Consider the following 23,983-nt stretch of genomic DNA (forward strand, 5'->3'; position numbering starts at 1 on the left):
GCTTTGGAAGTCGTCTTTTTTTATTCGTGTATCATAATCCGGCGATATCGATTGAGGATATACAACGCCCCGATGATCGCCACAACAGCGACACCCGCATCAAATATAAAGATTTGCAAAATCGTCGCGTGGGTTTCGATCAAACCAGTGACGACCGGAATCACAATGGCGGACACTCCGCCTGCTGTTGAGATAATTCCTGTCATCGTCCCTTTGTTTTTCCAGAAGAACTCAGCCATTACGGTTAACGTCAGCTGAAAGACACCCGCTGTTGAAAAGCCCAATACAAATGCATTGACGGTCCCGATGACTGGAGACTTCACGACCAATAGCACACAGATAGAGGCTAATGTAATAATCGGATAGAGTAGCAGCACGGTGACCGGACGAACAATACGGCGCAAAAGAAATGCGAGCAATAAGACAGACAGCAAACCGCCCATGCTATAGTAACTAAGCAGCTTCACAGCACTGCCAGAAGCCATCCCCAAAATTTCCTCACCGTACGTAGGCAGCCAAATTTGCGGCAAGGCGTACAGACCATTTGATGTAAAACTGATCACAATCAGTGCGACCCCTTCTCTCCAAAACGTAGGCTCTGATGAGAAGCGTGGAAGTTCATCATGCTCCGTCACCTGAACTTGCTCCACCTTGCGATGATTCGGAAATGGCAATGTCCACAGCATCATCACATTCACTAAATAGATAAAAGCAGGTACAAAAAACGCAAATCCATAAAACAGATCATGCTCTGCTAAAAAGAAAATAGCGAGCGGCAGAATGGTCGCCCCAATCGAAATAAACGCCTTCACCATCACATTTGCAGATCCCGAGTTTTGAGGAAAAGCTTCCATTAAAGCCGGATACGTCCCTGCATCCATCGCCGAATTCGCCACCCCTGCCAAAATCGCAAACGCAAACGCGATTTGATAATTCGGAGACAATGGGATTCCAATGAGGAACACCGCCATCAGCACCCCGGAAACCAAAATGACCGGCTTTCGTCCAAAACGATCTGACAGTACGCCCGATAGACCATACGTGAGCACCCTGCCAATACCGAGTGCAGATATCATATAACTTATCCCCGCACTATTTGTATCTAATTGTTTGATCAAAAATGGCATATTAGAAGCCAAAATAATATTGACCATACCTAATAAAAAATAATTGATATAAAGACTAGAAGCCGTTCTCAAATACGGATTCCTCATGCTGACACACCCCTCAACACATTGCAATGAAGTGACAAATAATGGTTACGCTTACAAGATTCATGCGTGAGGAGAAACAGCTTTGCAACCTTCACGTACTTGAAACATCTCATCATTTCATACAGCTAACATGCCCTTCATTTATCAAGCATCTCTTCAAATTTTCACTAGCTCTTATTTTATATGAATGTGAAAGGTAATGATAGTGAATTGCTTAAATTTGAGGGAAATGGTGATAGAGAAAAATCCTTGTCATTTTTTGAAATGAAGCTTGATCTAAACTCACATTCCCCAAAAACTAAACTCATAAAAATATTCTGTACGCTCTATGCATAATCCAAAATGAAAATCCTCTGCTATTAAAATGAAATCTCCGTATCCACTTAAAAATTTGGTTTGCTCAAGAAGTTGATTTAAATGATGAAACACTTCATCCACATTCACTAAAAGCGCTTCAATTTCATGATCTCGGAAAAAAAGCAATCTCCCTTGTTTAGGAGTCTCTTTTATCCTCCCGACCATTTCATTTAACATTTGTGTAGACTTTTCAATATGCTCTAGATAGTTGTCTCCATGTATTTGACTTTTATGTTCTCTCGATTGCAGGAAAGTAAATACCTTCTGACAAAAAAATTGATTCTCTTCGACCTCCAAAAAAGGGGGTTCTGGAAGTGTCATATAACTTAATTCGTTTATTAAGTGCTTTCTTCTGCTTTTTCTTTTTAAGGTTTCGATTTTTATTTTTTGGTTTTTATTCATATTAGCCAGTTCAACATCTCCTTTCCATTTTGTATTTATCCTTACGATAAATACCTTATTAGATAATTAATTAATTTGTTAAAATGCATCTTCATTCATAGATGCGAACAACTCACAACAGACTTGCAGCTAACCTTCCATTATAAGCTAGGAATTAAGAATATTACACATTATGGGGAGCATCATCGCTTTCATAAACAAGTTGCCCACATCGAATCCTTCCACTCCAATTTAAAATCAGAAGGGTTCTATCATCTTCACCATCTGACAATCACTACACAACGATTTTATAAAATACATATACCAATATTCGAGTTCAATGGAAATGAAACAACCAGTCACCGAAAGAGTTTCGACAACTGGCTGTTTCATACGGTGTTTTGCTCCCAGTCTCACAAAAATGGGAGGGCAAGTCCCAAATGTGGGGATTGTTTAAAATATTACGGATTATTCTCTTTTTGAGATACTATGAATGGCTTTGTATTCGCTCCTGTATTTTCTGGGTATGATCTTGATTTAAAATCATTGCCAATTCGGCCTCATTTAGAACAGATCCCCATCTAAAGATAATTTCACTATTCAAACCATACTTCAAAAAAAGCGCTTGATAATCTACTTCATGACTATTCTGATCCAATCCTGAGTAAAACAAATCTTTTATAGATTCCTCTGAGAGCATAGAATCCCTTCTACTGGCAATCATGAAACTAGATTGATACTGATCCATTATTCGCAATGCCTTATCTAAATCAGGTTGAGGTACTTTGGCCATACTGACATAAAATTGATTTTCTTGTTCATCTAAAAGTAATTCTGGCCCCTTTTCAAAACCTGAAGTATTTATTTCCGAATCAATCGATTTCCATACTTTTCGGAATCTCTCTATTCGCGAATGTACATCAGTTACTTTCTTACTCAGAAAGATATAAAAATGGTAATTAGTTAATTGACCGTTAAAAATTTCGATTAGTTCATTTTGACAATAACTTTGAAAAGTCTTAATTCCACCATCATCTAAAAAGTGATATCCATTAATACTATATACACTTAACTGTTTAAGTTCATTTATTTGTTGATCTAACCACTTATAGTAGTTTGTAACTTTTTGTTCGAATTCAAGTTTTATTTTCATTAGTCACCTTTAATCAGTAATTAAAATTGCTCGAATTGGACAACTGCTTTTTCTTTTTGTAAAAACTCATCAAAAAAAGATACTAATCTATTTATATTCTCTTCTTTTGAATATAGTAACGGATTATAACCATCTGAAGGAGGCATATAATGAATAAATGGTTCCATATCCTCAGGGTAACCAAAATCAGCGTATACTTCACACAATTCATCCAATAACTCTTCAGGTGACTTCTTATTTTTTTCTTTTAAGTGAGACGTTATACCATATCTCCATTTCCTTTTTTCAATGTCCCATTGGCTAGATTCTTCTTCTACCAAATCATTGTATAATTCTACTAATATCATTTGGAGTTTTCTATAATCCTCATCTGGGTCGCCAGCACCCCAAGCTAATTCTAGGATTAAAGAATTTTCACATTCAGTATGATTAGATAAGTATTCCACTGCATACTTGCTTATTTCTTTGTATGAGATCAAATCTAGCCTAATTCCTACATATATAGTTTTCCAATCAACTTTTATTTTGTGATGTTTTAAATGCTCTAATGAAAAATACATAATTTAATACATTCCTTTTGTGATTAGACAAACTAATAAATTAGATATTTTTAAAGATTTTTATTTCTGCCCTACACTTCGAAATAGTAAACATCAAATACCCTTTCTGCTAGTGAATGTTAAACCCCCTAACTTCCTGTGTTTCTGGTAAATGTCAAAGGTTTCATATACTTTATCTTATATACTGATCTACTTCTTCTACTGTTGAAATATCTTGTATAAAGAATAATTATTTATTCTGGTAGTATTATTGCTCCTTAAATTCATATGAATACCTCATATAAGTTAATCAACCTTCGTATTAAAGGTTTACTCAGTTAGGTTTAATTTTCACAAATTTAAAGTAGTCTTTACCTTGTCCAAAAGTAAATAAACTTGTGCCTTCTGTTCTGGAGTTTCAGCAACATACTCCATACAAATTTCTTCCAAGCAACTATAGAAATCTAGATTATCCATCACAATTTCATGATAAGATGCTGTGTCCATAAATATCATTACTCCATTATTAAATTCAACGTCCTCTGAATGCTCTGGAAGTTCGTATCCCATCATATGATCTTGCCAAGGTTCTCTATGGGACAAACACTCTAACACCTCAAATAAATCATTCTTCAAAAAAGAAAAAAAGTCTTGAACTATTGGCTGCATATTATTTAACATCAAGATCCTCCTAATTACTATATTTTTTCCATTCTAATACTGGATACAAACTTTCAATTTCCCCTGTTTTTGGATTTTTCCATCCTTCAAATTTTAAACCATTTGATGTACCTTGTATTACATGTTGACCGCCTCTAGTTACATACTCAGTACCATTTTCCATTGCCTCTTGTCCAAATTGGTAAATTTGTTCATCAGTAAATACATTATCATCATAAACAGTCTTCTTATGAGTAGAGGCTTTAAATTCTTTTGTATACATACCACGCTCTTGTTTTGCTATTTTATAGTACACATCATTTATTCCATGTATCGAAGGATGGCGTTCCTTTCTCTCCAATTTATAGGGAATTTCTTTTTCATTTAAATAATTGAAAAATTCCTTTTCATTATGACCACCACTTACACCTGTTTTACTAACACCTTCTGGTCGTATTAGATGATTTTTGCTATTGTCAGAATACTTATGTTTAAATCCACCTTTACCAGTACTATCCTTCATCCCCATCTTCCCATGAAACCCTTTCGCCCCAAACGGCAAAAGCATCCCCAGAGCCGCATTCATACTCGCTTCCTGCTGTTCTTTCGAGACTTTATTTCCAAACATATCTCGACCCGTAATCGCTTCACTGAAGCCGTTTGTTGCGGTGAGGCCATATAAGCCTTTTTGTGATGTTTTCAACGCATCGAAAGACTTCTGTGATGTCTTGTAAATGTCGACTGCTCTGACTGCGGCGGACGTGGCTTGAGTCGTTTTATAAACGGCTTTACCGCCTTTGAAAATACGGCCCGCCCATCCGACGATCGGGATGTAGCCTGCTGCTGCCATGCCGCCTGCGGCGACTCGCTGGCCTGCGGTGAGTTCTTCTCCTGTTATTGGATCGACACCTGTTGCGGCACGTTTTGCATCGTTCACGCCTGTCAGTTCATTGACGATATTTCCTCCGTAATCAAGAGCTTTTTCATACCACGGACGGTTGGCTAGCGCTTCTTGTTCCTTTGCGATCTTGCGAGCTTCTTCTTGATCATTTTTGATTTTCAGATATTCAGACGTTTGCTTCTCAATATCGCTTTTTGCCTTGTAGATTTCGCTATTTTGATACGCTTTCTTGTCAAAATTCATAGGCGAAATGGATTTTCCGTCATTTGTCGCATTCATCATTTCTGCGTACAATGCCATTGTAGCCTGCTGCTCCGTCTCTGACAAAGCATATTCATCTTTTAGATTTTGATCAAGTTCTATTAAATCTTTAACCGTTTTCTTCCGTTCATCTTCCGCATCTGCAATCTTTTCGTCAAAGGTTTTACTATCAAATACCTCCAGAGAAATGAGGTCATCAATATCTTGAAAAATCGTTTTGAGTGCCTTTTTTTGATCCTTCACGATGCTTTTGGCATTCTTGATTCCCATATGTACAGCGTTGTCTAAAAAGTGTTCTTCTACAAAGGTGTCGCCGCCAAAATTTGTATCATCAAGTGTCCCAGAAACACCTTCATGAAAGGCTTTTTGTTTATCAATGAAGCTAATAAACATGTCCACGTTTCCGGCGAGTTCTTTGTAGAAGCTTTTAATGTTATCGGCACCTTTTCCAGTGAAGTCGTCACCGAGGTTGGCAACACCTTGTAATGCCTTTTTTAAATCTATCATTTGTTCGCGGAGTTCCTGATAGTGTTTTGCCCTTGTATCCATGGCACTGGTTAGTGCTTTTGCATCAAGTATCTTGCCCAGATTAAGCCACTCCCTCCATTATTGATCATAAAGTCTATTTTACCGTGACCTCCAAAACGGAAAAATAGGCTAAATGACATAAAAAATGGAATGAACTCTCTATTCAATTTACCCTCTCATTTGGATAAACGAGTTTATCAATTGTAGGGATATAGAAAAGGCCAGACAGTTCATTATACTCTGTCTAGCCACATGTTCACGTTACTTATAGTCATTGATTGGTCCTTTATCCATCAAAACATCGATCTCATTTGAATATTTCATTTTTAACTTCGGTCTACGCTCAGAGTTTGGTTTACTGTAAAGCTCTAGTGGACGGATGATCACGCCATCATTTGTGTTTTGAAGAATACCTGGAACACAAGAATAAATTCGATCATTGTCATTTGCATGTTTCGCGTGAATCGTGACAGACGTTCCTTGATGATTATCGATACTCATAGACACTCTATATCTATAGAAAGAACCTGTTCCATTTGATTGAGCAGAGTAAACAACGGGTACCACCGCAAGGATATCATCATTTAACCTTAGTTTAATGACTTCTGTTTTCATTGATTCACGATCTCTACCGACATCTCCCATATGCTCAACAGCCCCGTTACCGTAACTTTTGAGAGCGGGAACACCTTTTGCGCCAAACATGGCCACATCTATTTGTTTTCCTGACTTCGTATAGACCAATGCGTAAATATCATAATCGGTTCCAGACTCCCAAGATACTGTAGCCGTAATCTCTGGTGTTTTTTCAATGATGATCGGTTTATGACCTTTGTCTAGACTAATTTTACCTTGAACTTTCTCTAAGCTAATAGGTGCAGCGACTTTCTCTTTAGCGGCTGTTTTCATTGGAGCAGGCTCATTAATTTGTTTTTCAGAAACCATTTCAGGAGGTGTAGAAACATCCTGTTCATCAGGTTCAACCTCTACCCCATAAAGCTTGCATAGCCCTTCCAATCCAGAATCGAAGCCACGCCAGATGGATCGTGCTTTCGTTTCACTATTTCTTATGTATAGCTCTACTACGACAATACCCTTTTCATTTGTAAAGCTAACTGGTGTTAGGTATAGCACCTCATCACCTGTTCGAATTTCTGCTTGCAGATTCTTCACATGAGAAAAGCCGATTCCTCGATCCTCTGTTAGTGTAATAGCCATCTTTGTGATTCCGACAGGCACTTTGCTCATATCAAAATTCAATTGATGTCTTTTCAACTGATCTGATATCTCTGCTGGTAAAAGTGTCGCGACACCCGTAGTACTCTCCGGCTGATTGTAAAAAATAATGCCATTATCTCCTTGAACTAGATCTGAATCTGTTAAGAGAAACGCCGTTAAAGAAATATCAATTGCAGATGACACTTCATAACTGATGAATAATTGCCCCTTTGGAGAGTTTAGTACGGTATTGGCACCCATTTGCAGAGTTTGATTCATTTCAACAACTCCTATTCTTTATCTACCATTTATCGTTTTTATAGACCAATTATACCGAATTATGTGATAGAACCTATTAAAACCTTTACCTCTTTTCAACCTCTACAATGATATGAGACAATGCCAACTAAAACCGCACTACTCTAGAAGGGAGAACCATTGTGTATAAATTAATTATTCCTGCTGTTATGGTGGTATTCAGTCTGTGGATTCTTCTTCAATTATCAATGAACATCAATATCTTTCAGAATCCAATGAACTATTTTACCGTCATTACCCTCTTTTTTCTTTGTATTCAGGAGTTATTGAAACATAGACAATAAAAAGATCACTCAGGTACATACACTTTTTTCAGAGGTAATAAGGATCTTGTCTCAGCTGGCATATGTTCATACCAATGTACAATAAGATTTACGAGTTCTTCTAAGTCCACTAGATGAACCTCATTATGCTTCGCAACAGCTTTTGCATGAGAAGTAAACCCACCAGTAGAAACAAATAAACTGTTAGCATTCATTGGATTAGCACCTAATAATTGCTGCACCTCTGGCGAACTGGCTGAATTTTTCCGATGCTTTACTTGTACTTTAATAATAGGCTTTTCAAATCCAAATGCATCTTTATAAGCTAATACATCCACACCGCCATCTGGCCCTTTTGGACTCACGCGAACATTGTATGACATTGCTTGCAGTAAGCCTCCGACTAAGTCTTGCATTTGCCACGGGTCCAATTTATCTACTTTATCTTCAATCATGACAGTAGCTTTGCTGACTAAATCTTCGATAATTTCATCTTCTTCGGTTTCATCTTCAGGCGCTGATATAGATGTAGGGTTTTTGAGTAAATGTTCAATCTCTTTCCCCCAATCATCTACACGAAAAACAGTTGATATAGAACCGAGGCTGTTCTTAGCTGATTGACTGAGAGAATCTCGTTTAACTGCTATTGGTTCCCAATTTACCTGAATATGATTTGGATACATTTTATCTCCAACTGCTTCATCAAAAAAATGCGGAGCAATCACCGTACCTACTCGATATTCACGGCTTTCTTTTATGTACGTAATGATTCGATCTCCCTTTTTGATTTCTCTACTAAACCTCCATACCTGACTGACCCAGCTTCTTCTCGTAAAAGGTTTGTTCTCAGCGAATATGACATCAGCTCGAGCATTCATCTCTTGCTTTGTTTGATATTGTTTTGGATTACCTAATTTAGGCCACCCTATCGATGCAATGCCTTTCTCTTCCCAAATTGTAATTAATTCGTTTTGGTCACCCGCACGAACCATCCACCATTTCGTCATTTACTACCTCTCCCATTCCATCTATCTTCTCTTATTTTCATCATCAAATATTCTATCTAAATTATAAGACTTATTTCTTGTTAACAAAAGGATATGCGCACCATTTTTGTCGAAAGAAACACAAAAACCCGAACAAGCGTATACCACACTCATCCGGGTCTGCATTTTCCTTTGTTACACTTCTTCACCATTCGTTGCAATGACGTTTTGGTACCAAGTAAATGAATCTTTTTTGAGTCTCTTCATTGAACCATTACCTTCGTTATCGCGGTCAACATAGATCATGCCGTAGCGTTTTTTCATTTCACCGGTTGTGAATGACACGATATCAATGATGCCCCAAGGTGTGTAGCCGATGAGGTCCACACCGTCATATTCAATCGCTTTTTTCAGTGCTTGAATATGAGAAGCGAGATATTGAATTCGCTCTGGGTCATGAATAGAGCCGTCTTCTTCCACTTGATCAATGGCACCAAAGCCATTTTCCACAATGAATAGCGGGATTTGATAGCGATCGTAAAAACGATTCAATGTATACCTTAAACCTGTCGGATCAATGGACCAGCCCCAGTCACTTGATTTGATATACGGATTTTCTACACCATGCGGCAGTGCTCCATTGACAATGTCTCCTTTGTGATCAGATACTGCATCGCTTTTGACCGTTGTTGACATATAATAGCTAAAGCCAAGATAATCTACTTTTCCTTTTCTTAAACTTTCTTCATCGCCTTCTTCAAATGGAATGTGATAGCCTTCGCGCTCAAATTCTTTTAACGCGTAGCTTGGATAGTAGCCACGCACTTGGACATCTGGGAAGAAATAGCGCTGTCTCATATATTCTTCTGCCAGCATGACATCCTCTGGGTTTGAGGAATATGGATAAATTGGCACGTGGGACACCATCGCTCCAATTTGAAAGGACGGATTGATCTCTTTTCCTTTTGCCACTGCCCATGCACTTGCAAGCAATTCATGGTGGCCCGCTTGATACATGACTTCTTTGGCATTTTCGCCTTCTTTGACAGATACCCCTGAATTTGTCCAAAGGAACAACGGGTTGTTGACGTCCATTTTGTTATTGATCTCATTAAATGTCATCCAGTACGTGACCTTGTCCTTGTAACGATTGAAGCATACTTCCGCAAATTTCGCGAAATATTCAGCGACTTTTCTGCTTCGGAATCCGCCGTATTCTCTTGCCAAATGAAGGGGCATTTCAAAGTGAGACAACGTAATGACAGGCTCGATTCCATGTTTAATCAGCTCATCAAACACATCATCATAAAACTGTAAGCCTGCTTCATTCGGCTCTTCTTCATCCCCTTTAGGGAAAATTCGGCTCCAGCCGATCGATGTTCGCAAGCATTTTAATCCCATTTCAGCAAACATGGCGATATCTTCTTTGTAACGATGGTAGAAATCAATGGCTTCATGGTTTGGATAAAAAGTTCCTTCTTCTATCGTTTCCGTGATCTGTCTTGGTACACCATGAGCACCTGCTGTCATCACATCTACAACACTCGGCCCTTTGCCAGCTGCATTCCATCCACCTTCGAATTGATGAGCGGCTAATGCCCCGCCCCATAAGAAATCTTTTGGTAAAGTCATTATCTATTCCTCCTATTTCACAATTGTCATCATGACGTCAGTTGGCTGACATGTCGAACGTTTCTCTACAATCACATCTTCGTATGCTTGGGTATTGGTAATGATAACAGGTGTGATTGTTTGTAATCCTTTGCTTTCAATTGCTTCCTGATCAAATGTCATCAACACGTCACCCTTTTTCACCTTGTCGCCTTCTTTGATATTGAGTGTAAATGCCGATCCATCTAGAGAAACCGTATCAATTCCTACATGAACAAGTAACTCTACACCAAATTCAGAACGCAGACCAATCGCATGTTTTGTTGGTGCAAGCATGACGATACTGCCGTCAAACGGTGCAAACAGTTTGTTATCGGTCGGATGAATGGCAAAGCCTTCCCCCATCGCCCCAGAGCTAAATACGGCATCTGGCACTTCAGATAACGGAAGCACCTTTCCTGTAAGTGGAGCCGTGATCATTTCTTCATTGTTCATAGAAGCTTGTGTCGTTTCTCCGCCTTGATCTTTAACAGGTGTTTCACCAGCTGGCTGGTCTACCGTATCTTCCCCATAACCGAACAATTGAATAAGCACAACTGGTAATATCAGCGCAATGGCCACACCAATCAAAATACCAATGATAGACGTTGGATAATCTGCACTGATTCCGTTCACAATGGTCAGAGGGCCAGGCAGCCCTGCATATGCAAAGTAATAAGGCGTAAAGAAGCTGGCCACAATGGCACCGACTGCTCCAGAAATACACCCGAAAATAAACGGCTTTTTAAAACGTAAGGTGACACCGTAAATCGCAGGCTCCGTAATACCGAAGAGTCCTGTGATTCCAGCTGAAACCCCAACTTTCCGTGTTTCCCGATTTCTTGCTTTTAAAATAACTCCCAGCACCGCACCGACTTGAGCGATAACAGCGATGGTTTGATATGCCTGAAAGGAGTCACGTCCATATTGTTCAAAGTTCGCAAGTACCATTGGCGTGATGCCCCAGTGAACACCGAAAATCACGAGTACTTGCCAGAAACCGCCGATAATGGCCCCTGCCAGAGCTGGTACATTTTCAGCTAAGATATTGTATCCGTTTGCAATCCCATTTGCACCTGCTGTCGAAAGAGGACCGATTAATAGAATGGTTAACGGAACCATGACGACCATACATAGAAATGGGACAAATAGCGGTTTGACAACCTCATGAATTCGTTTGTTTAAGAATTTTTCTACATAGGAAAGAATCCATACTAAGAAAAGCGGTGGCAAGACGGATGATGTATAAACCGTTTCAGATAACGCAATCCCTAAAAAGGTCACACCTTCCCCTGATGCTACACGTCCAGCAATCTCTGTCCAAGAAGGACTGACAAGCGCTGCTGTACAAGCAACCGCGATATACATATTTGTTTTGAAATGCTTGGCTGCAGTTATCGCAATAAAAATGGGCAAGAACGTAAACGGTGCCCAAGAAATAAAGCTAAACACTTCATAAGTTCCTGTTTTCGAGAAGCTTGGAAATATCAAATTTATTAAGATAAGTGCACCTTGTAAAATACCAGCTGCGGCTAAAATATACACAAATGGCGCAAACACAGCGGACATGGTCGCAATGACCCGATTCAGAATCGTTCCTTTGTTTTCATTCGGCTGATCATCATCCGACGTTTGGAGCTGAACAAGGTTGGAAAAATGCTCATATACCTCACCTACATGCTGACCGATCACAACCTGAAACTGACCACCGTTTTCCACCACTGTAATGACACCAGGCATGGCGTTGACTGCTTCTTTTGCCTTTGGATTAGAACGCTTCAGCACCAAACGCAGCCTCGTGGCGCATCTTGCAGCACTCACCACATTTTCTTCTCCGCCAACTGCTTCTAAGATGTCTTCTGCAAGCTTTTGATAATCCCTCACTTTTGACATATAAAACCCCCCCTTTATCACTACTAGTATATGTACATTATAATTATACCGGTACAATTTATCAATACATATATAATTTGAGTTTGCATATCAAAGAGAAATCGGGATGTGCTATAATACAAAGACAATAAATCGTGAAAACAAAGAGGAATGGCTATGTTAAAGTATCAACAAATTGCGAGCGATATTGAAAAATATATTGTCACACATGAGCTGCAGCAAGGAGACAAACTCCCTGTGCTTGAGACGCTCATGAATCAATTTGCTGTGAGCAAAAGTACAATTATCAAATCATTAGATTTACTCGAAAGAAAAGGGATTGTCTATCAGGTGAGGGGCAGCGGCATCTTTGTGAGAAGGCACAGGCGCAAAGGCTATATCAGCCTTTTATCCAACCAAGGATTTAAAAAAGATTTAGAGGAATTTCAACTGACATCAGAAGTTCTCACGTTAGATACCGTCAAACCGCCAGAAGAAGCTACGCTGAATTTAAACATTGAACCAGATGAGGATGTTTTCTACCTTAAACGCATTCGTTACATCAATGGACAAACTTTATGTTTAGAAGAGTCCTATTACCGGAAAACCATTATTCCTTACCTCAACACAGAAATTGCAGCCGATTCTGTTTTTAAATTCATTAGTGAAGGCCTTGGTCTTAAAGTGGGCTTTTCTGACATGTACCTGCAAGTTGGCAAACTAAACGAAACTGAAGCGAAGCACCTCGGACTTAAGCAAAATGATCCTGCTCTTCGCGTCGAAACCGTCTTTCATCTCACAAACGGCCAGCCTTTCGACTTCTCGAAAATCACTTATAACTACATGCAATCCCAATTTTTTATTCAGGCGAATAATTATTATGGGTGATGGATGGAAAAAGCCTCCTGAGACATTCAGGAGGCTTTTCTACTGTTCTCTTTTAACCTTTAAATATTTCTTCCCTCTCTCTTGAGTAGTTAGCCCGTCAATGGCAGTATCACCATAAAAAGTGACTAAATAATCCCCTTTACCTATAAGAACAACTGGAAAAGCATGATGTTCTTGCAGACTCTTTTCAACATCATCTGGATGAATCTCGACTTCCATTTCATGACCAATGAATGCATACTCAAACGGAAGAGTATGATAAAGTTCTACAAGACACTGTACGATCTCCTGTTGAATACGAACGACATCATGTGAAACAACCTCTGTCCACTTTAAATATAGAACGAATCCCACAAAACCAGCTTCTTTTTGTATGTTCATAGTCGTATGTTTTAGACATGTTCCCGTCAATTCAAATTCTGTATAAAAACCTTCCAAGTAATTGTTTTTGATTTTATTCTCTTTTACATCATGTTCGATCCATGCTTCGCCATTAGCATCCTGACTAAACTTTACCTTCGTTATCAATATTCCTTTTTTTGTTAAAAAGTCAGTCAGTTTGCGAAAAGTGATTGTTAAATGAATGTCATCATAGAATACCAATCCAATATTGATATATCCTCCTAAAGCTATGCTGACCCCCTCGCTTTCTTTTTGTTTTGTTCAAGCATACTACAAAAAAGCAGATTCTCTTTGAACCTGCCTTTTGAACTATCATTATTTTTTCAGCCTTACCGCCTAGTTGTTTGATATTACATGAACAATTCCAATTCATCACATTCAAAAGATTCATTTTACGAATGCATCATACAAACTTATGATGAACATAACAACATGTTTAGGAGGATTCGTCAGATGAAAGATATTAGAGTGTATCATGTCGATGCGTTTACAACTGAGAAATTTGGAGGTAATGCCGCTGGGGTGGTGTTGGATGGGGAATGGTTAACGGAGGATGAGATGCAGAATATCGCCAAGGAGTTGAACTTACCCGAATCCGTTTTCTTGCTGCCGGCACATGATGAGAAAGCTGATTATCGAGTGAAATATTTCACTCCAACGGAAGAGGTCAATTTCTGCGGGCATGCGACGGTTGGGTTGACTTGGCTTTTAGCGACGGAGCTAGGGATGGCTAAAGAAAAATCAGGGGTTGTTTTAGAAACAAAGATCGGCCATGTTCCCGTTATATGGCACGAGGAAAATGGCAAAGTTGTGGATGTGGAGATGACACAGGTCACGCCAAAGACGCAAGATTTTATCATCGATGTAGAAGAGCTTAGTGACATGCTCGGTATAAACAGTGACAGGATTGATCCATCCTATCCTATAAAATTAGCAAACACCGGAAACTGGCATCTTCTGGTTCCGCTGAAACACCAGAATGACATTGATCAAGCAGCACCAAACTTAGCAGCTTTAGGAAAAATGAATAAAGAGCAGAATATCACAACGACTCATCTTTATACGTTTCAATCCACAAAAGACTGTGATCTTTATACAAGGGATTTTGCACCTGGCATTGGCATACCCGAAGATCCTGTAACGGGAGCAGCAAACGGAGCATTAGCCGGATATCTGTATTTGGAAGGGATCATTCCTCAGCAAGAAACCACTCATCTACGCATTGCTCAAGGTGATGCAATCAGCAGACCAGGATTGCTTCGTATCACGGTCATTCCGAATGAAACAAAGCCGGTCATTAAAGTAGCAGGTGCAGCGGTTATTACCATTCGCGGGGTGGTCACGCTATAAATTGATCAGCTTGAATAGAGACTCTCGTTCAAGCTGAATCTATTTAAAATGATCTTTGACTGCTTCAATCCATCTTTTAGTAGAGGGAGAGGCTGCGTTAAAAGATTTAAACGCCATATTGATTTCGCGATAAACACGGGTCTCAAGTGGAATTACGTTCGCATGAGGCACCTGAGGCGGCAACATCAATTTCGGAATGATCGTGAGCCCAAGGCCTTCCTGAACCATAGAGATGAGCGTATTGTTGTCCCCAATCTCAAATAAAACATGGGGTTTTACGCCGCTTTCTTTTAATAATTTCTTAATGAGTTGATCACAGCCCGCTTTTGGCATAATAAATGGTTCATCTTGGAACGAAGCCACTTCCATCACCTTCTTTGAATGGAAACGATGACTCTCTTGCATGAGCACTACCAATTCATCTTGAAACAGTGGAACAGTTTCCAAATCTCTAGATGGCTGTGTTAAAAACCCAAGATCAACTGTGCCAGACGCGATCCACTCTTCAATCTCTTCATAGCCGCCTTCGTATAACTCCAATTGGATATTGGGATAACTTTTCGTAAAACGATGAATGAGCTGCGGAAGCATTTTTGAAGAAAAACTAGAGAACGTGCCGATCTTGATACTCCCCACTTCCATCCCTTGAATCAACGCCGCCTCCTGCTCAAGCAATGACGCATGATGAATGATTTGGCGAATATGGGGCATCACTCGTTCACCTGCATCTGTCAGCGACAGCCCGTTTCGATTCCGATGAAGCAGCACAATCCCAAGCTCTGACTCAAGCTTCGCCATATTATGACTCACCCCAGACTGCGTCAGCCCAAGCTTCTCACCAGCTTTTGTAAAACTGCCGCATTCGACGACTGTTTGAAATACTTTGTATGGGAATGTCATTTGTTTGCTCACCTCACTTTAGATCTTGGCAAAACCTACTGTTAGACATGTCTGTGATTTTTCGATTTAATTGTTGTTCGACCAATTGAAAACATGCCTGCTGAATCCATAAACGTTTAAATGTATAGAGTTGTTCTTTTTCATCCCCATGCATCTCTTCATCTTTTTCTAACTGAAAATCTGTTAATTCGATTTTGTCATGAACATGCATATGAATAAAAACATGCGCATTGTGAAAATCATGCATATGCTCTACTAAAGCTGAGATATTGGTGATAAAGTCATCAAATATATCTTCTTCTAGCGTTTTCTTGAGATCTAGATGGCTGTGCACATCCATTGATATGTAATTATCTCTTTCATCCAGTTCTTCTTGAGTGGCCAGAGGGTTATCATGAATCGTTGCTTTTCTATTTAAATCTGTAATCGAGAAATAGACGATGATGTCTTTATTATCGAGAAATTCATACTCCCATATCTCTGCATCTCTTAATCTTAAAATGCGGGTGAGATTGTCCAACTTTAAACCCTCCAATTAATTATTCATTGTCGTCGACGAAGACCTAGACGCTGCTTCATCCGCTTTCACACAATCAATCGCAACAACCAATGCAATCATCACAGGCTCCATCTCTTCTTTCAAAATATCCACCTTGTAGCTATCTCCCCAAGTAAACCATTCCTTCTTCACCTGGCCGACCACTTCGCCGCTTTGCAGCACTTGGAAATTCATATCCCACCAGTTCCCTTGCACTTCGATCCCAGCAGCATCAATTGAATATTTGGCTTTGAAGAATGTAAACTCTTTTTTGATCGTCAATACCTCTTGTCCACCGACTTCTACTAAAAACTTTGGTAAAAAGCTAAACATTTTCTTCGTAATTACAGCGATGACGTCTCGTTCTGTATTCAAAATGGTGAACGTCTTTGGCACCTTCATAAAGCTGCCTTCGACCACATATACATCATTCTCCTGTTGATCTTTTACGGTAAACCTACCGCTCAGACTAAATACTTTCTGTTTCATATAAAGTTGTTTCATATGTACCTCCGATTAAGTTCAAAAATTTATCCGAATCTTACCTTACCCCTGATTATACCAAAAAATAGAATGTGCAAAAAACCACCTGATAGTAGGTGGTTTTCGATTACTGATCCATTTTCAGAGATTCTTTTTCATATGTTTGAAAAGCATCTTGCATTCCCATGATGACCTCTTTAATTTTGACATAACCACTTGTGTAAGGAATAGAATCTCTAATCTCTTCCCACATAAAATGATAGAACTTCAGGTCATCTGTTTCACACATCACAAAATCTGTGTAATCCTTACCTGGAAGAGCTTCAGCATCAAAAAAGCGCACCGTCACATGTTCCTCATATTTCTGCATCAACTCTTGCAGCGAAGCCGCATGGGTTCTGCGCTCCTCTCGTGGTAAAGCAAGCCAAGATGGATAGAACTCTAATAAAACAACCATCATATATTTCATCATCATGCCCCTCGATTCTTCTATGATGTGATGATTGTACGCCAGATCTAGAGAATGTGCATTAACATAGGTTAATGTTCAGCAGGATGCAGCAGCCTGCTCAGCGAAACCGGAGAAATACCGATATATGAGGCAATATGATATTGAGCGATACGTTGATGTAACCCGGGATATTTCAATAAAAACGCCTGATATCGCTCAATGGCTGGCAAATATAGCAGTTCCCTCTCACGCTCTTCCTTTCTCGTATACAGCCTTTCAACACTCACCCGAACAAACCGCTCCCACATATGACTTCTGTCCATCAACATTTGAAGCAGATCATACGGAATTTCAATCACGATAGAATCCTCCATCGCTTCAATCGAATAAGGAGAAGGCTGCCCGTTGATCATACTTGCATAAGAAGTAGCAAAATCATCTTCCAACGTAAAAGCCACGTTGTACTCTCTGCCATCCGGTAACAAATAGAAGAGGCGGAAGAGACCTGTTATGCAGAAATAGGCATGCTTCACTGGATCGCCAGCCTTGATCATGCATGTACCTGCTTTTAACTGTTTAATCGTTGTTCCATCTTTGAAAGCTTGCCAATGATTTTGTTCAATTGGATATTTCGATATTTTGGTTTTGAAGGTGTCGTATGGGTTAGTTATTTTGTCCATCTGTAAGTAACCTCTCTATTAATGGAAGACTTGATATAAAATAGTGTCAGAAAACACTCAGGTTATAATGGAAATATAAGCGAAGATGAGGGGAGAAACAATGAAAAAAATCACTTTTTTTGACTGGACCATCCATTTACAAGCAGACTTAACAGCGATTACCGATCATCATGAAAAGAAAATGGTCATTTTAGAGCCATCCATTGAGCTAAATAGCATCATCTGGATGGATGACAACAACGAGCTACAAATCAAACCTACTTGGGATTGTGTCATTTCAATTGATCCAACCAATAAATCACTGACAATCCGGCAAACAAAAGAAGTATTCGGAGATGTGTACGAATGAAAATAGGAGGAACTATGAAGAAAACCACTTTTTATGATTGGACCGTTCACTATCCTGAACATTTAACAGCCGTCAAAGATGATACAGAAAAGAAAATGGTCTTTCTAGAACAGACTGTTGAATTTAAAGGAATTATTCGTATTGATGAGAATGATGAACTGCAAATAAAGCCCACTTGGGATTGTGTCATTATTATTAATGCAAAACAGATGTCTGTCACAGTTCGTGATGCAGAAGACTTTGTAGGTTTACCATAGAAATAAAAAAGTCTCGTTTGAGGAAAATCACTCAAATGAGACTTTTTTTGTTTTAGTCACCATAATTATTTAATAACCATTTACAAAATAAGCAATGGTTTCTAGTTCATCTTCTTTTAGTTCTCTGTTCACATGTGTTTGATATTCACTCTTGATTCTCTCCTGATCTCCACCATAAAGACCAGTGTATTTCGCAATCGTTCGAAGCTTGTCTCTTTCCTGACGAAACTCTTCTTTTGTCCACGGTCTTTGGTGCGATGGAATATACGTCTCCACATCAAAAGCATCTAACTCATCTAAAAGACGCAAAATTTCTTTCACCGTATAATGTACTTTTTCAGCATACATTTTCGGATAAATGCAATCTCCTAGGAATAGAATTTTCTCTTCTTTCACATACACGATCACTGAATCTGCGGCATGATCGCCTTTACTTTTATACAATGGTTCTACTCTATTAAGACAGCCTCTTAGAAATTAAATCAACGTTAATTGACCAATATCAACCATTTCATCATTCATAATTCTATCAAAAACTTGTTTAGCAGTTTCTTTGTCATTAATAAACCTAAGTGAAGATGCTGCTACATACTCTTTTTCAATATCACAACTAAGCCATTTCCTGTTGAGTAGTTGAGCCATTTCCCCTGTCGTATTCGAACCACCAAATATATCTAATACAATGTCATTTTCATCTGTTAAAAACTTAATAAAGAACTCAGGCAGCTTGCCTGGAAACCTTGCAGGATGTCCTTTGACTTTTACGTACTTACATAAAGCTAAATACTTAGAATTACTTTCAGAGTTAGGAAACTGTAACAAATTGGGTGGAATCGCTCCTCCATTATCTTTATTAAAACCTTCTGAAATATTGTGCCCAGATGGCCTCTCTTTAGGATCGTAATACTTCTTACCATCCTTTAACAACTTCTGCATTCGTTCTGAATAAGGTGTTAAAACCTTCCTTACATCAGCTTTCGGAAATTCTGACTTTGAAAACCACCATACGGTATTTACCGCATCTTTTGCTCTTATTTTTCGTTTGTTAACCCATTCAATTGGTGAAGGTAATTTAGACGGATTAAACCAAAAGAACTCTTCTGCTAGATGAAATCCTAATTCTTCAACAAATTTAATAAGCACCTTGTAATTATAAAGTGAACGTGTAGGAACCCCCTTTTGATAAGCCCCACCGAGGTCTAAAACAAAGCTCCCATCTTCAGTTAACTTTTCTTTAACTTTTAACGCGAATTCTGATAGCCACTGAATATATTCCTCTCCATTTTTATTGCCATATGCTTTTTGTCTTAATAAAGCGAATGGCGGTGAGGTCATTACAAGATTAATTGAATTATCTTCTAAACTATCTAGTAATTCCATTGAGTCTCCAATATATGCAGATCCACGATTAGTTGTATATGCCAGTCTCATTTTTCATTAACACTCCTATTAATATATCAAATAATACCATTTCACACTATAGTGTGAAGAATGTCTCTTGTAATTATAATATAATTTTCAATGAAGATAAACCCTTAATTAGTTGAATGGGGACATATAATGGAAAACGAAAACCAATTTAAACAAGAGTTATATGAATTAGGACAACGGATACGTAACCTGCGTGAAGAAAAAGGCTATTCTCAAGAGGCGTTGGGGTTCAAAGCTGAGCTTCATAGAAACTATATAAGTAGTCTTGAACTTGCCCAAAAGAACCCTACATACACCACACTGTTAAAGTTAGCAAAGGCCCTCTCCGTTGATGTCGCAGATTTAATACCAAAGGAGAGTAATTATGCCATTAGAAGTAAAAGAAAAGATAAATAACTTAATAGAATTAGCTGATGGAATTCAATTAGAAGCAAATAAACATAATATCATCCATGTTTTTGATGACGGTGGGTACAGAGAATTACTTCTCGTAAAAATGTTTGGTCTAACAAGAATACCAGGTCGTCATGGTGACGATGGTATTGATCCATTAACAGGCAACCAATACGAACTTAAAACTGTCAATTTAATTGATACCAAAGGTGAAGTTCGCAAAAAGCCTGGTATAACAACTTGTCATCATGTAAACCATGAAATAATACGTCGGTATCGTGCCGTAACAAGCTTCCTTGTAGGAATATTCTATATAAACAAACCCGCACGTATTTATGAAGTACCTTCAGAAGAACTAGAAGATTATTTTACAAAATGGGAATATAGATTAAATAATGAAGCAAACCTAAATCACATAAACAATCCAAAGATAAGTTTCTGCGATATTATTGATAAAGGTATTCTACATTATCATGATCAAGAATTCGATAGCCACTTTGCATCTTGTAAAAAAGGTATAATCAATAATCAGTTCAGTTTATTTTAAAGTCAGGAGTGTCCCTTCAATAAAGAAAGGACACTTTTTTGATTTTTCAAGTTATGTATAGAAGTTTATAATGTATTACTTTAATAAGTTAAATTTATTTTCTAACTAATAGTGCAAACATTTCGCCTTTTCTATGCAGACAACTCTACATTTCTTTTATAAGTTAATTTAAACTTACATCAATACTTATTCTAGATGGATTCATTCTAAAATCAAATTATTTCAATTAATTTAAATAATTGTTAATAATTCAGCATATTATTATTTAAATTATTTTCCTTTTTTAATTATATGTTATTTTTTATACTTCTATTTTTTCCCAAATTACCCTACTCCGCACGGAATAGACTTCATAATATTTTATAAATTAAGATTAACTATGCCTTTTTGATAAAATATGTTCTTGCCTTGCTAGAAATAAATTGTTATTCTAGTAAAAAGATTTATTTATACAGTTCCCTTTTTATACATTAATTATTTAAGTTTATTCATACACATAGTAAGTTCCATTTTTTGTTATCAATTACGATAAGAATTACAAGAATTATATCTAAATAAGGTTTTATCATTATGGGACCGGGAATATTACCCTCCAGTTTAAATCCGGATTGTATAGATCATCGTTTCCATCATTAGGACACCAAGCTCCAAAATAGTCCTCTACCATTCCCTCGGTCATTGTGTAATATATGCTCGCTGGAAATGGTTGTTTTCTTTTAATATAATCAATTCTACGCCAATCTTCTGAATCTATTATACCGTCATAGCTATAAGTGTATTTTAAATAATTTAAATCTACTCTGCTCCAATCATCATAATTATCCATACACTTATTAATAGTATAATTTTGTATTTGCTCGCTGGTTAACTGAGCTAATTCACAGACTGTAGTACATATTTCAATAATTTCATCTAGATCGTATTCATATACAATATCTAATCCAGTTGAAGGGAACTTATAAGAAAATAATTCTCTCGTCTTCTTTAATTTATTTAAAATATTTTCTATTCTTAATGCATAATCTTTATCCAAGTGATATAAATAATCTTTTGTAAGATTTATTATTTTAGAGTGGCTCATATTCAAAAAAGCACCATTGTTTTTCCATTCATTATATGGATTCGCATACAAAAAAGCACGGCAACATGTAATTACTGAATAATAATACAGGTATGGTACTGTCATTTTAAGGTTTTTTTCAATTGCATACTCTAAAGATGTCAACATGACTGTTGCTGATAAAATCATTTTAGAACTTAAATAATTTCGAGTAATCCATTCTGAATTAAGCTTTATATTCATTATCTTATTTATATTTTTATGGTGTCTACTGCAGATCCAATCTTCAAAATTCCCTAATTGTTCTTTTGAAAAGAAATCATATATAATCTTGTAGTTGAAATCATCACCAATCAAATTTCTTGTAATAAACTGCATAAACTACCTCCATTTTCACAATATTGTTTACGGAATATATTATTCTTTTAAGACCATCTATACAAATAAGAATCTTATGTTTTCCACTAAACATAACATTAAATTCACATAATTTTATTTATATAAAGATTTGTCATTTTAGTCTTAAGTAATTTGAGTTTAATCTAATTAAAAAACTTGACTCATCTTCCTCATATTCACTCAGTACAGTTAAATCAAAATATAATCCATATAATTGATCAAAAATAGTGCTTATCTTATCCAAATCAATTAAAAGTCTACTAGAAAAATCTTTGTATATTAGCAATAAATCTATATCATTTGGAATTCTTTTCTCATTGATTATTGATCCAAACAAATACACATTTTCAAATGACTCAAACAATTTTATATGATATATGATTTTCTGAATGACACTATCTTTTTTGTTTAATGCTATTAATATATCCATAAAATTTATCCATTGTTAGTAACGTTACTTTCATTTCTCTTGCTATTTCGTAAGCATCTGAAGAAATACAACTCTCACCATTCCAATTATGCAAGTTTAAAACTGCACATTTTTCCTCTGGAGATAGTTGTAATAATTTAATCTTACTTAAGCAATATTCATAAACAAAAGCTATTTTTATCCCATTTACTTTAACCTCTTTTAGGTTGTTTATATTCAAGAAATCAAAATTTAATCCCCTCGACTTTATATATTTTAGAGCATAATTTAGGCTTTCAAATCGAACATTCACTTTCCTAAAACAATTGTAATCATAATACATTTGTCTTAACCTTGGGGTATCGTTAAGATATATTTTTTCAGAAGTACTGTCTTTTATAACCTGTATATATGGATTATCGACTCCTAAAACAATAAGTTCAAACTCCCCCTTATTTTGCAATACTTCTATTAAACTCTCAATAGACTCTACAGATGGCATAAAGTCTTTCACTACAGGTTCTATTCCAAATAAGGAATTAATCTCAGATGGAAATAATACATGCCTTATTTTTTCTTTACTTAATCGGGTAGCTTCGAACTCATCAATATGGAGCATAAATTTTTGTACTATTGCTAAATTGGAGTAGCTTTCCTGAGAATGATTTTGAATCAATTTAGTATTATTTTTTAAAATATTTCTTATAATTCTATTATTTAATAAAATCATACCTTCAAAAATACCCCATAAATCCCTTTGGTTCTCCGAATAATAGTTTTCAAAAATTTCTTGATTATGTGATAACAATGGAGCAACTTCACTTTTTAAATCCTCAAATGTATCATACTCTTTACTAAAAAAACGCTCAAACTCAGCCTTACGTATTTGTTTCCATTTTTCAACTTCACCTATACTAAATGCACTGTTTTTATCAAAATTTGTATGACAATTTGGACATAGAATAATTAAATTTTCATATGAGTTGTCCTTAGTATCACAATACGGAATTATATGAGCCTTTTCCATGATGTCGCCACTATCTTTAAATAATTCTACTTTACATTCTGGATTCATACATCTCCCCATAGATTCAGCACATATTCTTCGTTCAACCTTAGTACTTATATTTCTGCTCATCTCATTT

General features: G+C 37.2%; 27 protein-coding genes. 7 read left to right on the forward strand and 20 right to left on the reverse strand.

Features of this window, described 5'->3' with window-relative positions:
* Window positions 1–20 precede the first annotated feature (20 nt).
* The 7 genes from NST01_RS18855 to NST01_RS18885 form a co-directional block, all read right to left on the reverse strand.
* Window positions 21–1,214 carry an MFS transporter gene (locus NST01_RS18855; RefSeq protein WP_341042430.1) on the reverse strand — a complete coding sequence of 398 codons (1,194 nt, stop codon included), beginning with the start codon at window positions 1,212–1,214 and terminating at the stop codon, window positions 21–23.
* A gap of 282 nt (window positions 1,215–1,496) precedes the next feature.
* Window positions 1,497–1,973 carry a YxiF family protein gene (locus tag NST01_RS18860; RefSeq protein ID WP_008344402.1) on the reverse strand — a complete coding sequence of 159 codons (477 nt, stop codon included), beginning with the start codon at window positions 1,971–1,973 and terminating at the stop codon, window positions 1,497–1,499.
* 466 nt (window positions 1,974–2,439) lie between these two features.
* A complete protein-coding gene (locus NST01_RS18865; RefSeq protein WP_236810158.1) occupies window positions 2,440–3,105 on the reverse strand; it encodes a hypothetical protein in 666 nt (221 codons plus the stop codon).
* A 20-nt stretch (window positions 3,106–3,125) separates the two neighbouring features.
* A complete protein-coding gene (locus tag NST01_RS18870) occupies window positions 3,126–3,665 on the reverse strand; it encodes a DUF2247 family protein (RefSeq protein WP_079920048.1) in 540 nt (179 codons plus the stop codon).
* A gap of 330 nt (window positions 3,666–3,995) precedes the next feature.
* Entirely contained in the window at window positions 3,996–4,325 is a 330-nt protein-coding gene (locus NST01_RS18875) for a hypothetical protein (protein WP_072368311.1), read from the reverse strand.
* Between the two features lie 10 nt (window positions 4,326–4,335).
* Entirely contained in the window at window positions 4,336–6,015 is a 1,680-nt protein-coding gene (locus NST01_RS18880; RefSeq protein WP_445662198.1) for a T7SS effector LXG polymorphic toxin, read from the reverse strand.
* Window positions 6,016–6,255: 240 nt separating this feature from the next.
* A complete protein-coding gene (locus tag NST01_RS18885; protein ID WP_341042434.1) occupies window positions 6,256–7,491 on the reverse strand; it encodes a TerD family protein in 1,236 nt (411 codons plus the stop codon).
* Window positions 7,492–7,652: 161 nt separating this feature from the next.
* On the opposite strand from NST01_RS18885, the gene NST01_RS18890 reads away from it, so the two are divergent.
* Window positions 7,653–7,814: a hypothetical protein gene (locus NST01_RS18890; protein ID WP_100218327.1), complete on the forward strand. Its 162-nt coding sequence runs from the start codon at window positions 7,653–7,655 to the stop codon at window positions 7,812–7,814.
* A gap of 5 nt (window positions 7,815–7,819) precedes the next feature.
* Here NST01_RS18890 and NST01_RS18895 read toward each other — a convergent pair whose 3' ends face one another.
* From NST01_RS18895 to NST01_RS18905, 3 genes are all read right to left on the reverse strand, one after another.
* On the reverse strand, window positions 7,820–8,800 hold the full coding sequence (locus NST01_RS18895; RefSeq protein ID WP_046527586.1) for a restriction endonuclease: 981 nt from the start codon (window positions 8,798–8,800) through the stop codon (window positions 7,820–7,822).
* Between the two features lie 174 nt (window positions 8,801–8,974).
* The gene (gene bglA, locus NST01_RS18900) at window positions 8,975–10,414 is read right to left on the reverse strand and encodes a 6-phospho-beta-glucosidase BglA (RefSeq protein WP_341042588.1); all 1,440 of its coding nucleotides are present in this window, start codon (window positions 10,412–10,414) and stop codon (window positions 8,975–8,977) included.
* Window positions 10,415–10,423: 9 nt separating this feature from the next.
* Entirely contained in the window at window positions 10,424–12,322 is a 1,899-nt protein-coding gene (locus NST01_RS18905) for a beta-glucoside-specific PTS transporter subunit IIABC (RefSeq protein ID WP_341042438.1), read from the reverse strand.
* 156 nt (window positions 12,323–12,478) lie between these two features.
* Here NST01_RS18905 and NST01_RS18910 point away from each other — a divergent pair, with 156 nt between their 5' ends.
* A complete protein-coding gene (locus NST01_RS18910) occupies window positions 12,479–13,189 on the forward strand; it encodes a GntR family transcriptional regulator (RefSeq protein ID WP_341042440.1) in 711 nt (236 codons plus the stop codon).
* A gap of 39 nt (window positions 13,190–13,228) precedes the next feature.
* On the opposite strand, the gene NST01_RS18915 is transcribed toward NST01_RS18910, so the two are convergent.
* Complete coding sequence (locus NST01_RS18915; protein ID WP_341042443.1) at window positions 13,229–13,792, reverse strand: Imm64 family immunity protein; 564 nt, start codon at window positions 13,790–13,792, stop codon at window positions 13,229–13,231.
* A 252-nt stretch (window positions 13,793–14,044) separates the two neighbouring features.
* Between NST01_RS18915 and NST01_RS18920 the strand changes: the two genes are divergently transcribed.
* Entirely contained in the window at window positions 14,045–14,941 is an 897-nt protein-coding gene (locus NST01_RS18920; protein WP_341042445.1) for a PhzF family phenazine biosynthesis protein, read from the forward strand.
* Between the two features lie 39 nt (window positions 14,942–14,980).
* Here the strand turns inward: NST01_RS18920 and NST01_RS18925 are convergent, their stop codons facing one another.
* The 5 genes from NST01_RS18925 to NST01_RS18945 all read right to left on the reverse strand — a co-directional run bounded on the left by NST01_RS18925 (window position 14,981) and on the right by NST01_RS18945 (window position 17,993).
* On the reverse strand, window positions 14,981–15,841 hold the full coding sequence (locus NST01_RS18925) for a LysR family transcriptional regulator (RefSeq protein WP_341042448.1): 861 nt from the start codon (window positions 15,839–15,841) through the stop codon (window positions 14,981–14,983).
* A 13-nt stretch (window positions 15,842–15,854) separates the two neighbouring features.
* The gene (locus NST01_RS18930) at window positions 15,855–16,361 is read right to left on the reverse strand and encodes a hypothetical protein (RefSeq protein ID WP_017368423.1); all 507 of its coding nucleotides are present in this window, start codon (window positions 16,359–16,361) and stop codon (window positions 15,855–15,857) included.
* Window positions 16,362–16,376: 15 nt separating this feature from the next.
* Window positions 16,377–16,883 carry an LURP-one-related/scramblase family protein gene (locus NST01_RS18935; RefSeq protein WP_099496986.1) on the reverse strand — a complete coding sequence of 169 codons (507 nt, stop codon included), beginning with the start codon at window positions 16,881–16,883 and terminating at the stop codon, window positions 16,377–16,379.
* 106 nt (window positions 16,884–16,989) lie between these two features.
* Window positions 16,990–17,331, reverse strand: coding sequence for a darcynin family protein (locus NST01_RS18940; protein WP_019743501.1), 342 nt, complete (start codon window positions 17,329–17,331; stop codon window positions 16,990–16,992).
* A gap of 71 nt (window positions 17,332–17,402) precedes the next feature.
* On the reverse strand, window positions 17,403–17,993 hold the full coding sequence (locus NST01_RS18945) for a Crp/Fnr family transcriptional regulator (protein ID WP_099496987.1): 591 nt from the start codon (window positions 17,991–17,993) through the stop codon (window positions 17,403–17,405).
* 100 nt (window positions 17,994–18,093) lie between these two features.
* Between NST01_RS18945 and NST01_RS18950 the strand changes: the two genes are divergently transcribed.
* Together NST01_RS18950 and NST01_RS18955 are read left to right on the forward strand one after the other, a co-directional pair.
* Entirely contained in the window at window positions 18,094–18,342 is a 249-nt protein-coding gene (locus tag NST01_RS18950) for a hypothetical protein (RefSeq protein WP_035704162.1), read from the forward strand.
* 14 nt (window positions 18,343–18,356) lie between these two features.
* Window positions 18,357–18,599 carry a hypothetical protein gene (locus tag NST01_RS18955; protein ID WP_046527577.1) on the forward strand — a complete coding sequence of 81 codons (243 nt, stop codon included), beginning with the start codon at window positions 18,357–18,359 and terminating at the stop codon, window positions 18,597–18,599.
* Window positions 18,600–18,668: 69 nt separating this feature from the next.
* Here NST01_RS18955 and NST01_RS18960 read toward each other — a convergent pair whose 3' ends face one another.
* Both NST01_RS18960 and NST01_RS18965 read right to left on the reverse strand, forming a co-directional pair.
* A complete protein-coding gene (locus tag NST01_RS18960; protein WP_341042458.1) occupies window positions 18,669–19,043 on the reverse strand; it encodes a hypothetical protein in 375 nt (124 codons plus the stop codon).
* Window positions 19,044–19,076: 33 nt separating this feature from the next.
* Window positions 19,077–19,979, reverse strand: coding sequence for a DNA-methyltransferase (locus NST01_RS18965; protein WP_341042461.1), 903 nt, complete (start codon window positions 19,977–19,979; stop codon window positions 19,077–19,079).
* Between the two features lie 180 nt (window positions 19,980–20,159).
* Between NST01_RS18965 and NST01_RS18970 the strand changes: the two genes are divergently transcribed.
* Together NST01_RS18970 and NST01_RS18975 are read left to right on the forward strand one after the other, a co-directional pair.
* The gene (locus NST01_RS18970) at window positions 20,160–20,426 is read left to right on the forward strand and encodes a helix-turn-helix domain-containing protein (protein WP_341042464.1); all 267 of its coding nucleotides are present in this window, start codon (window positions 20,160–20,162) and stop codon (window positions 20,424–20,426) included.
* The gene (locus tag NST01_RS18975) at window positions 20,395–20,970 is read left to right on the forward strand and encodes a hypothetical protein (RefSeq protein ID WP_341042466.1); all 576 of its coding nucleotides are present in this window, start codon (window positions 20,395–20,397) and stop codon (window positions 20,968–20,970) included. Before NST01_RS18970 ends, NST01_RS18975 begins: the two co-directional genes overlap by 32 nt.
* 568 nt (window positions 20,971–21,538) lie before the next feature.
* On the opposite strand, the gene NST01_RS18980 is transcribed toward NST01_RS18975, so the two are convergent.
* Both NST01_RS18980 and NST01_RS18985 read right to left on the reverse strand, forming a co-directional pair.
* Window positions 21,539–22,408 (reverse strand): hypothetical protein, encoded by an 870-nt coding sequence (locus NST01_RS18980; protein WP_341042468.1) that lies wholly within the window; start codon window positions 22,406–22,408, stop codon window positions 21,539–21,541.
* 416 nt (window positions 22,409–22,824) lie between these two features.
* Window positions 22,825–23,976: an HNH endonuclease signature motif containing protein gene (locus NST01_RS18985; protein WP_341042470.1), complete on the reverse strand. Its 1,152-nt coding sequence runs from the start codon at window positions 23,974–23,976 to the stop codon at window positions 22,825–22,827.
* Between the last annotated feature and the right edge of the window lie 7 nt (window positions 23,977–23,983).

This window comes from Bacillus sp. FSL R7-0166 (genome assembly GCF_038008935.1).
GTDB lineage: Bacteria > Bacillota > Bacilli > Bacillales > Bacillaceae > Bacillus > Bacillus altitudinis.

Excerpts from the sequence above, each read along its gene's own strand:
- NST01_RS18920 (WP_341042445.1), top strand. The coding sequence starts at position 14,045 with ATGAAAGATATTAGAGTGTATCATGTCGATGCGTTTACAACTGAGAAA.
- NST01_RS18985 (WP_341042470.1), bottom strand. The coding sequence starts at position 23,976 with ATGAGCAGAAATATAAGTACTAAGGTTGAACGAAGAATATGTGCTGAA.
- NST01_RS18855 (WP_341042430.1), bottom strand. The coding sequence starts at position 1,214 with ATGAGGAATCCGTATTTGAGAACGGCTTCTAGTCTTTATATCAATTAT.
- NST01_RS18935 (WP_099496986.1), bottom strand. The coding sequence starts at position 16,883 with ATGAAACAACTTTATATGAAACAGAAAGTATTTAGTCTGAGCGGTAGG.
- NST01_RS18945 (WP_099496987.1), bottom strand. The coding sequence starts at position 17,993 with ATGGACAAAATAACTAACCCATACGACACCTTCAAAACCAAAATATCG.
- NST01_RS18875 (WP_072368311.1), bottom strand. The coding sequence starts at position 4,325 with ATGTTAAATAATATGCAGCCAATAGTTCAAGACTTTTTTTCTTTTTTG.
- NST01_RS18950 (WP_035704162.1), top strand. The coding sequence starts at position 18,094 with ATGAAAAAAATCACTTTTTTTGACTGGACCATCCATTTACAAGCAGAC.
- NST01_RS18860 (WP_008344402.1), bottom strand. The coding sequence starts at position 1,973 with ATGAATAAAAACCAAAAAATAAAAATCGAAACCTTAAAAAGAAAAAGC.
- NST01_RS18870 (WP_079920048.1), bottom strand. The coding sequence starts at position 3,665 with ATGTATTTTTCATTAGAGCATTTAAAACATCACAAAATAAAAGTTGAT.
- NST01_RS18910 (WP_341042440.1), top strand. The coding sequence starts at position 12,479 with ATGTTAAAGTATCAACAAATTGCGAGCGATATTGAAAAATATATTGTC.
- NST01_RS18885 (WP_341042434.1), bottom strand. The coding sequence starts at position 7,491 with ATGAATCAAACTCTGCAAATGGGTGCCAATACCGTACTAAACTCTCCA.
- NST01_RS18970 (WP_341042464.1), top strand. The coding sequence starts at position 20,160 with ATGGAAAACGAAAACCAATTTAAACAAGAGTTATATGAATTAGGACAA.
- NST01_RS18955 (WP_046527577.1), top strand. The coding sequence starts at position 18,357 with ATGAAGAAAACCACTTTTTATGATTGGACCGTTCACTATCCTGAACAT.
- NST01_RS18925 (WP_341042448.1), bottom strand. The coding sequence starts at position 15,841 with ATGACATTCCCATACAAAGTATTTCAAACAGTCGTCGAATGCGGCAGT.
- NST01_RS18865 (WP_236810158.1), bottom strand. The coding sequence starts at position 3,105 with ATGAAAATAAAACTTGAATTCGAACAAAAAGTTACAAACTACTATAAG.
- NST01_RS18980 (WP_341042468.1), bottom strand. The coding sequence starts at position 22,408 with ATGCAGTTTATTACAAGAAATTTGATTGGTGATGATTTCAACTACAAG.
- NST01_RS18895 (WP_046527586.1), bottom strand. The coding sequence starts at position 8,800 with ATGACGAAATGGTGGATGGTTCGTGCGGGTGACCAAAACGAATTAATT.
- NST01_RS18965 (WP_341042461.1), bottom strand. The coding sequence starts at position 19,979 with ATGGAATTACTAGATAGTTTAGAAGATAATTCAATTAATCTTGTAATG.
- NST01_RS18880 (WP_445662198.1), bottom strand. The coding sequence starts at position 6,015 with ATGGATACAAGGGCAAAACACTATCAGGAACTCCGCGAACAAATGATA.
- NST01_RS18940 (WP_019743501.1), bottom strand. The coding sequence starts at position 17,331 with ATGAAATATATGATGGTTGTTTTATTAGAGTTCTATCCATCTTGGCTT.
- NST01_RS18905 (WP_341042438.1), bottom strand. The coding sequence starts at position 12,322 with ATGTCAAAAGTGAGGGATTATCAAAAGCTTGCAGAAGACATCTTAGAA.
- NST01_RS18975 (WP_341042466.1), top strand. The coding sequence starts at position 20,395 with ATGCCATTAGAAGTAAAAGAAAAGATAAATAACTTAATAGAATTAGCT.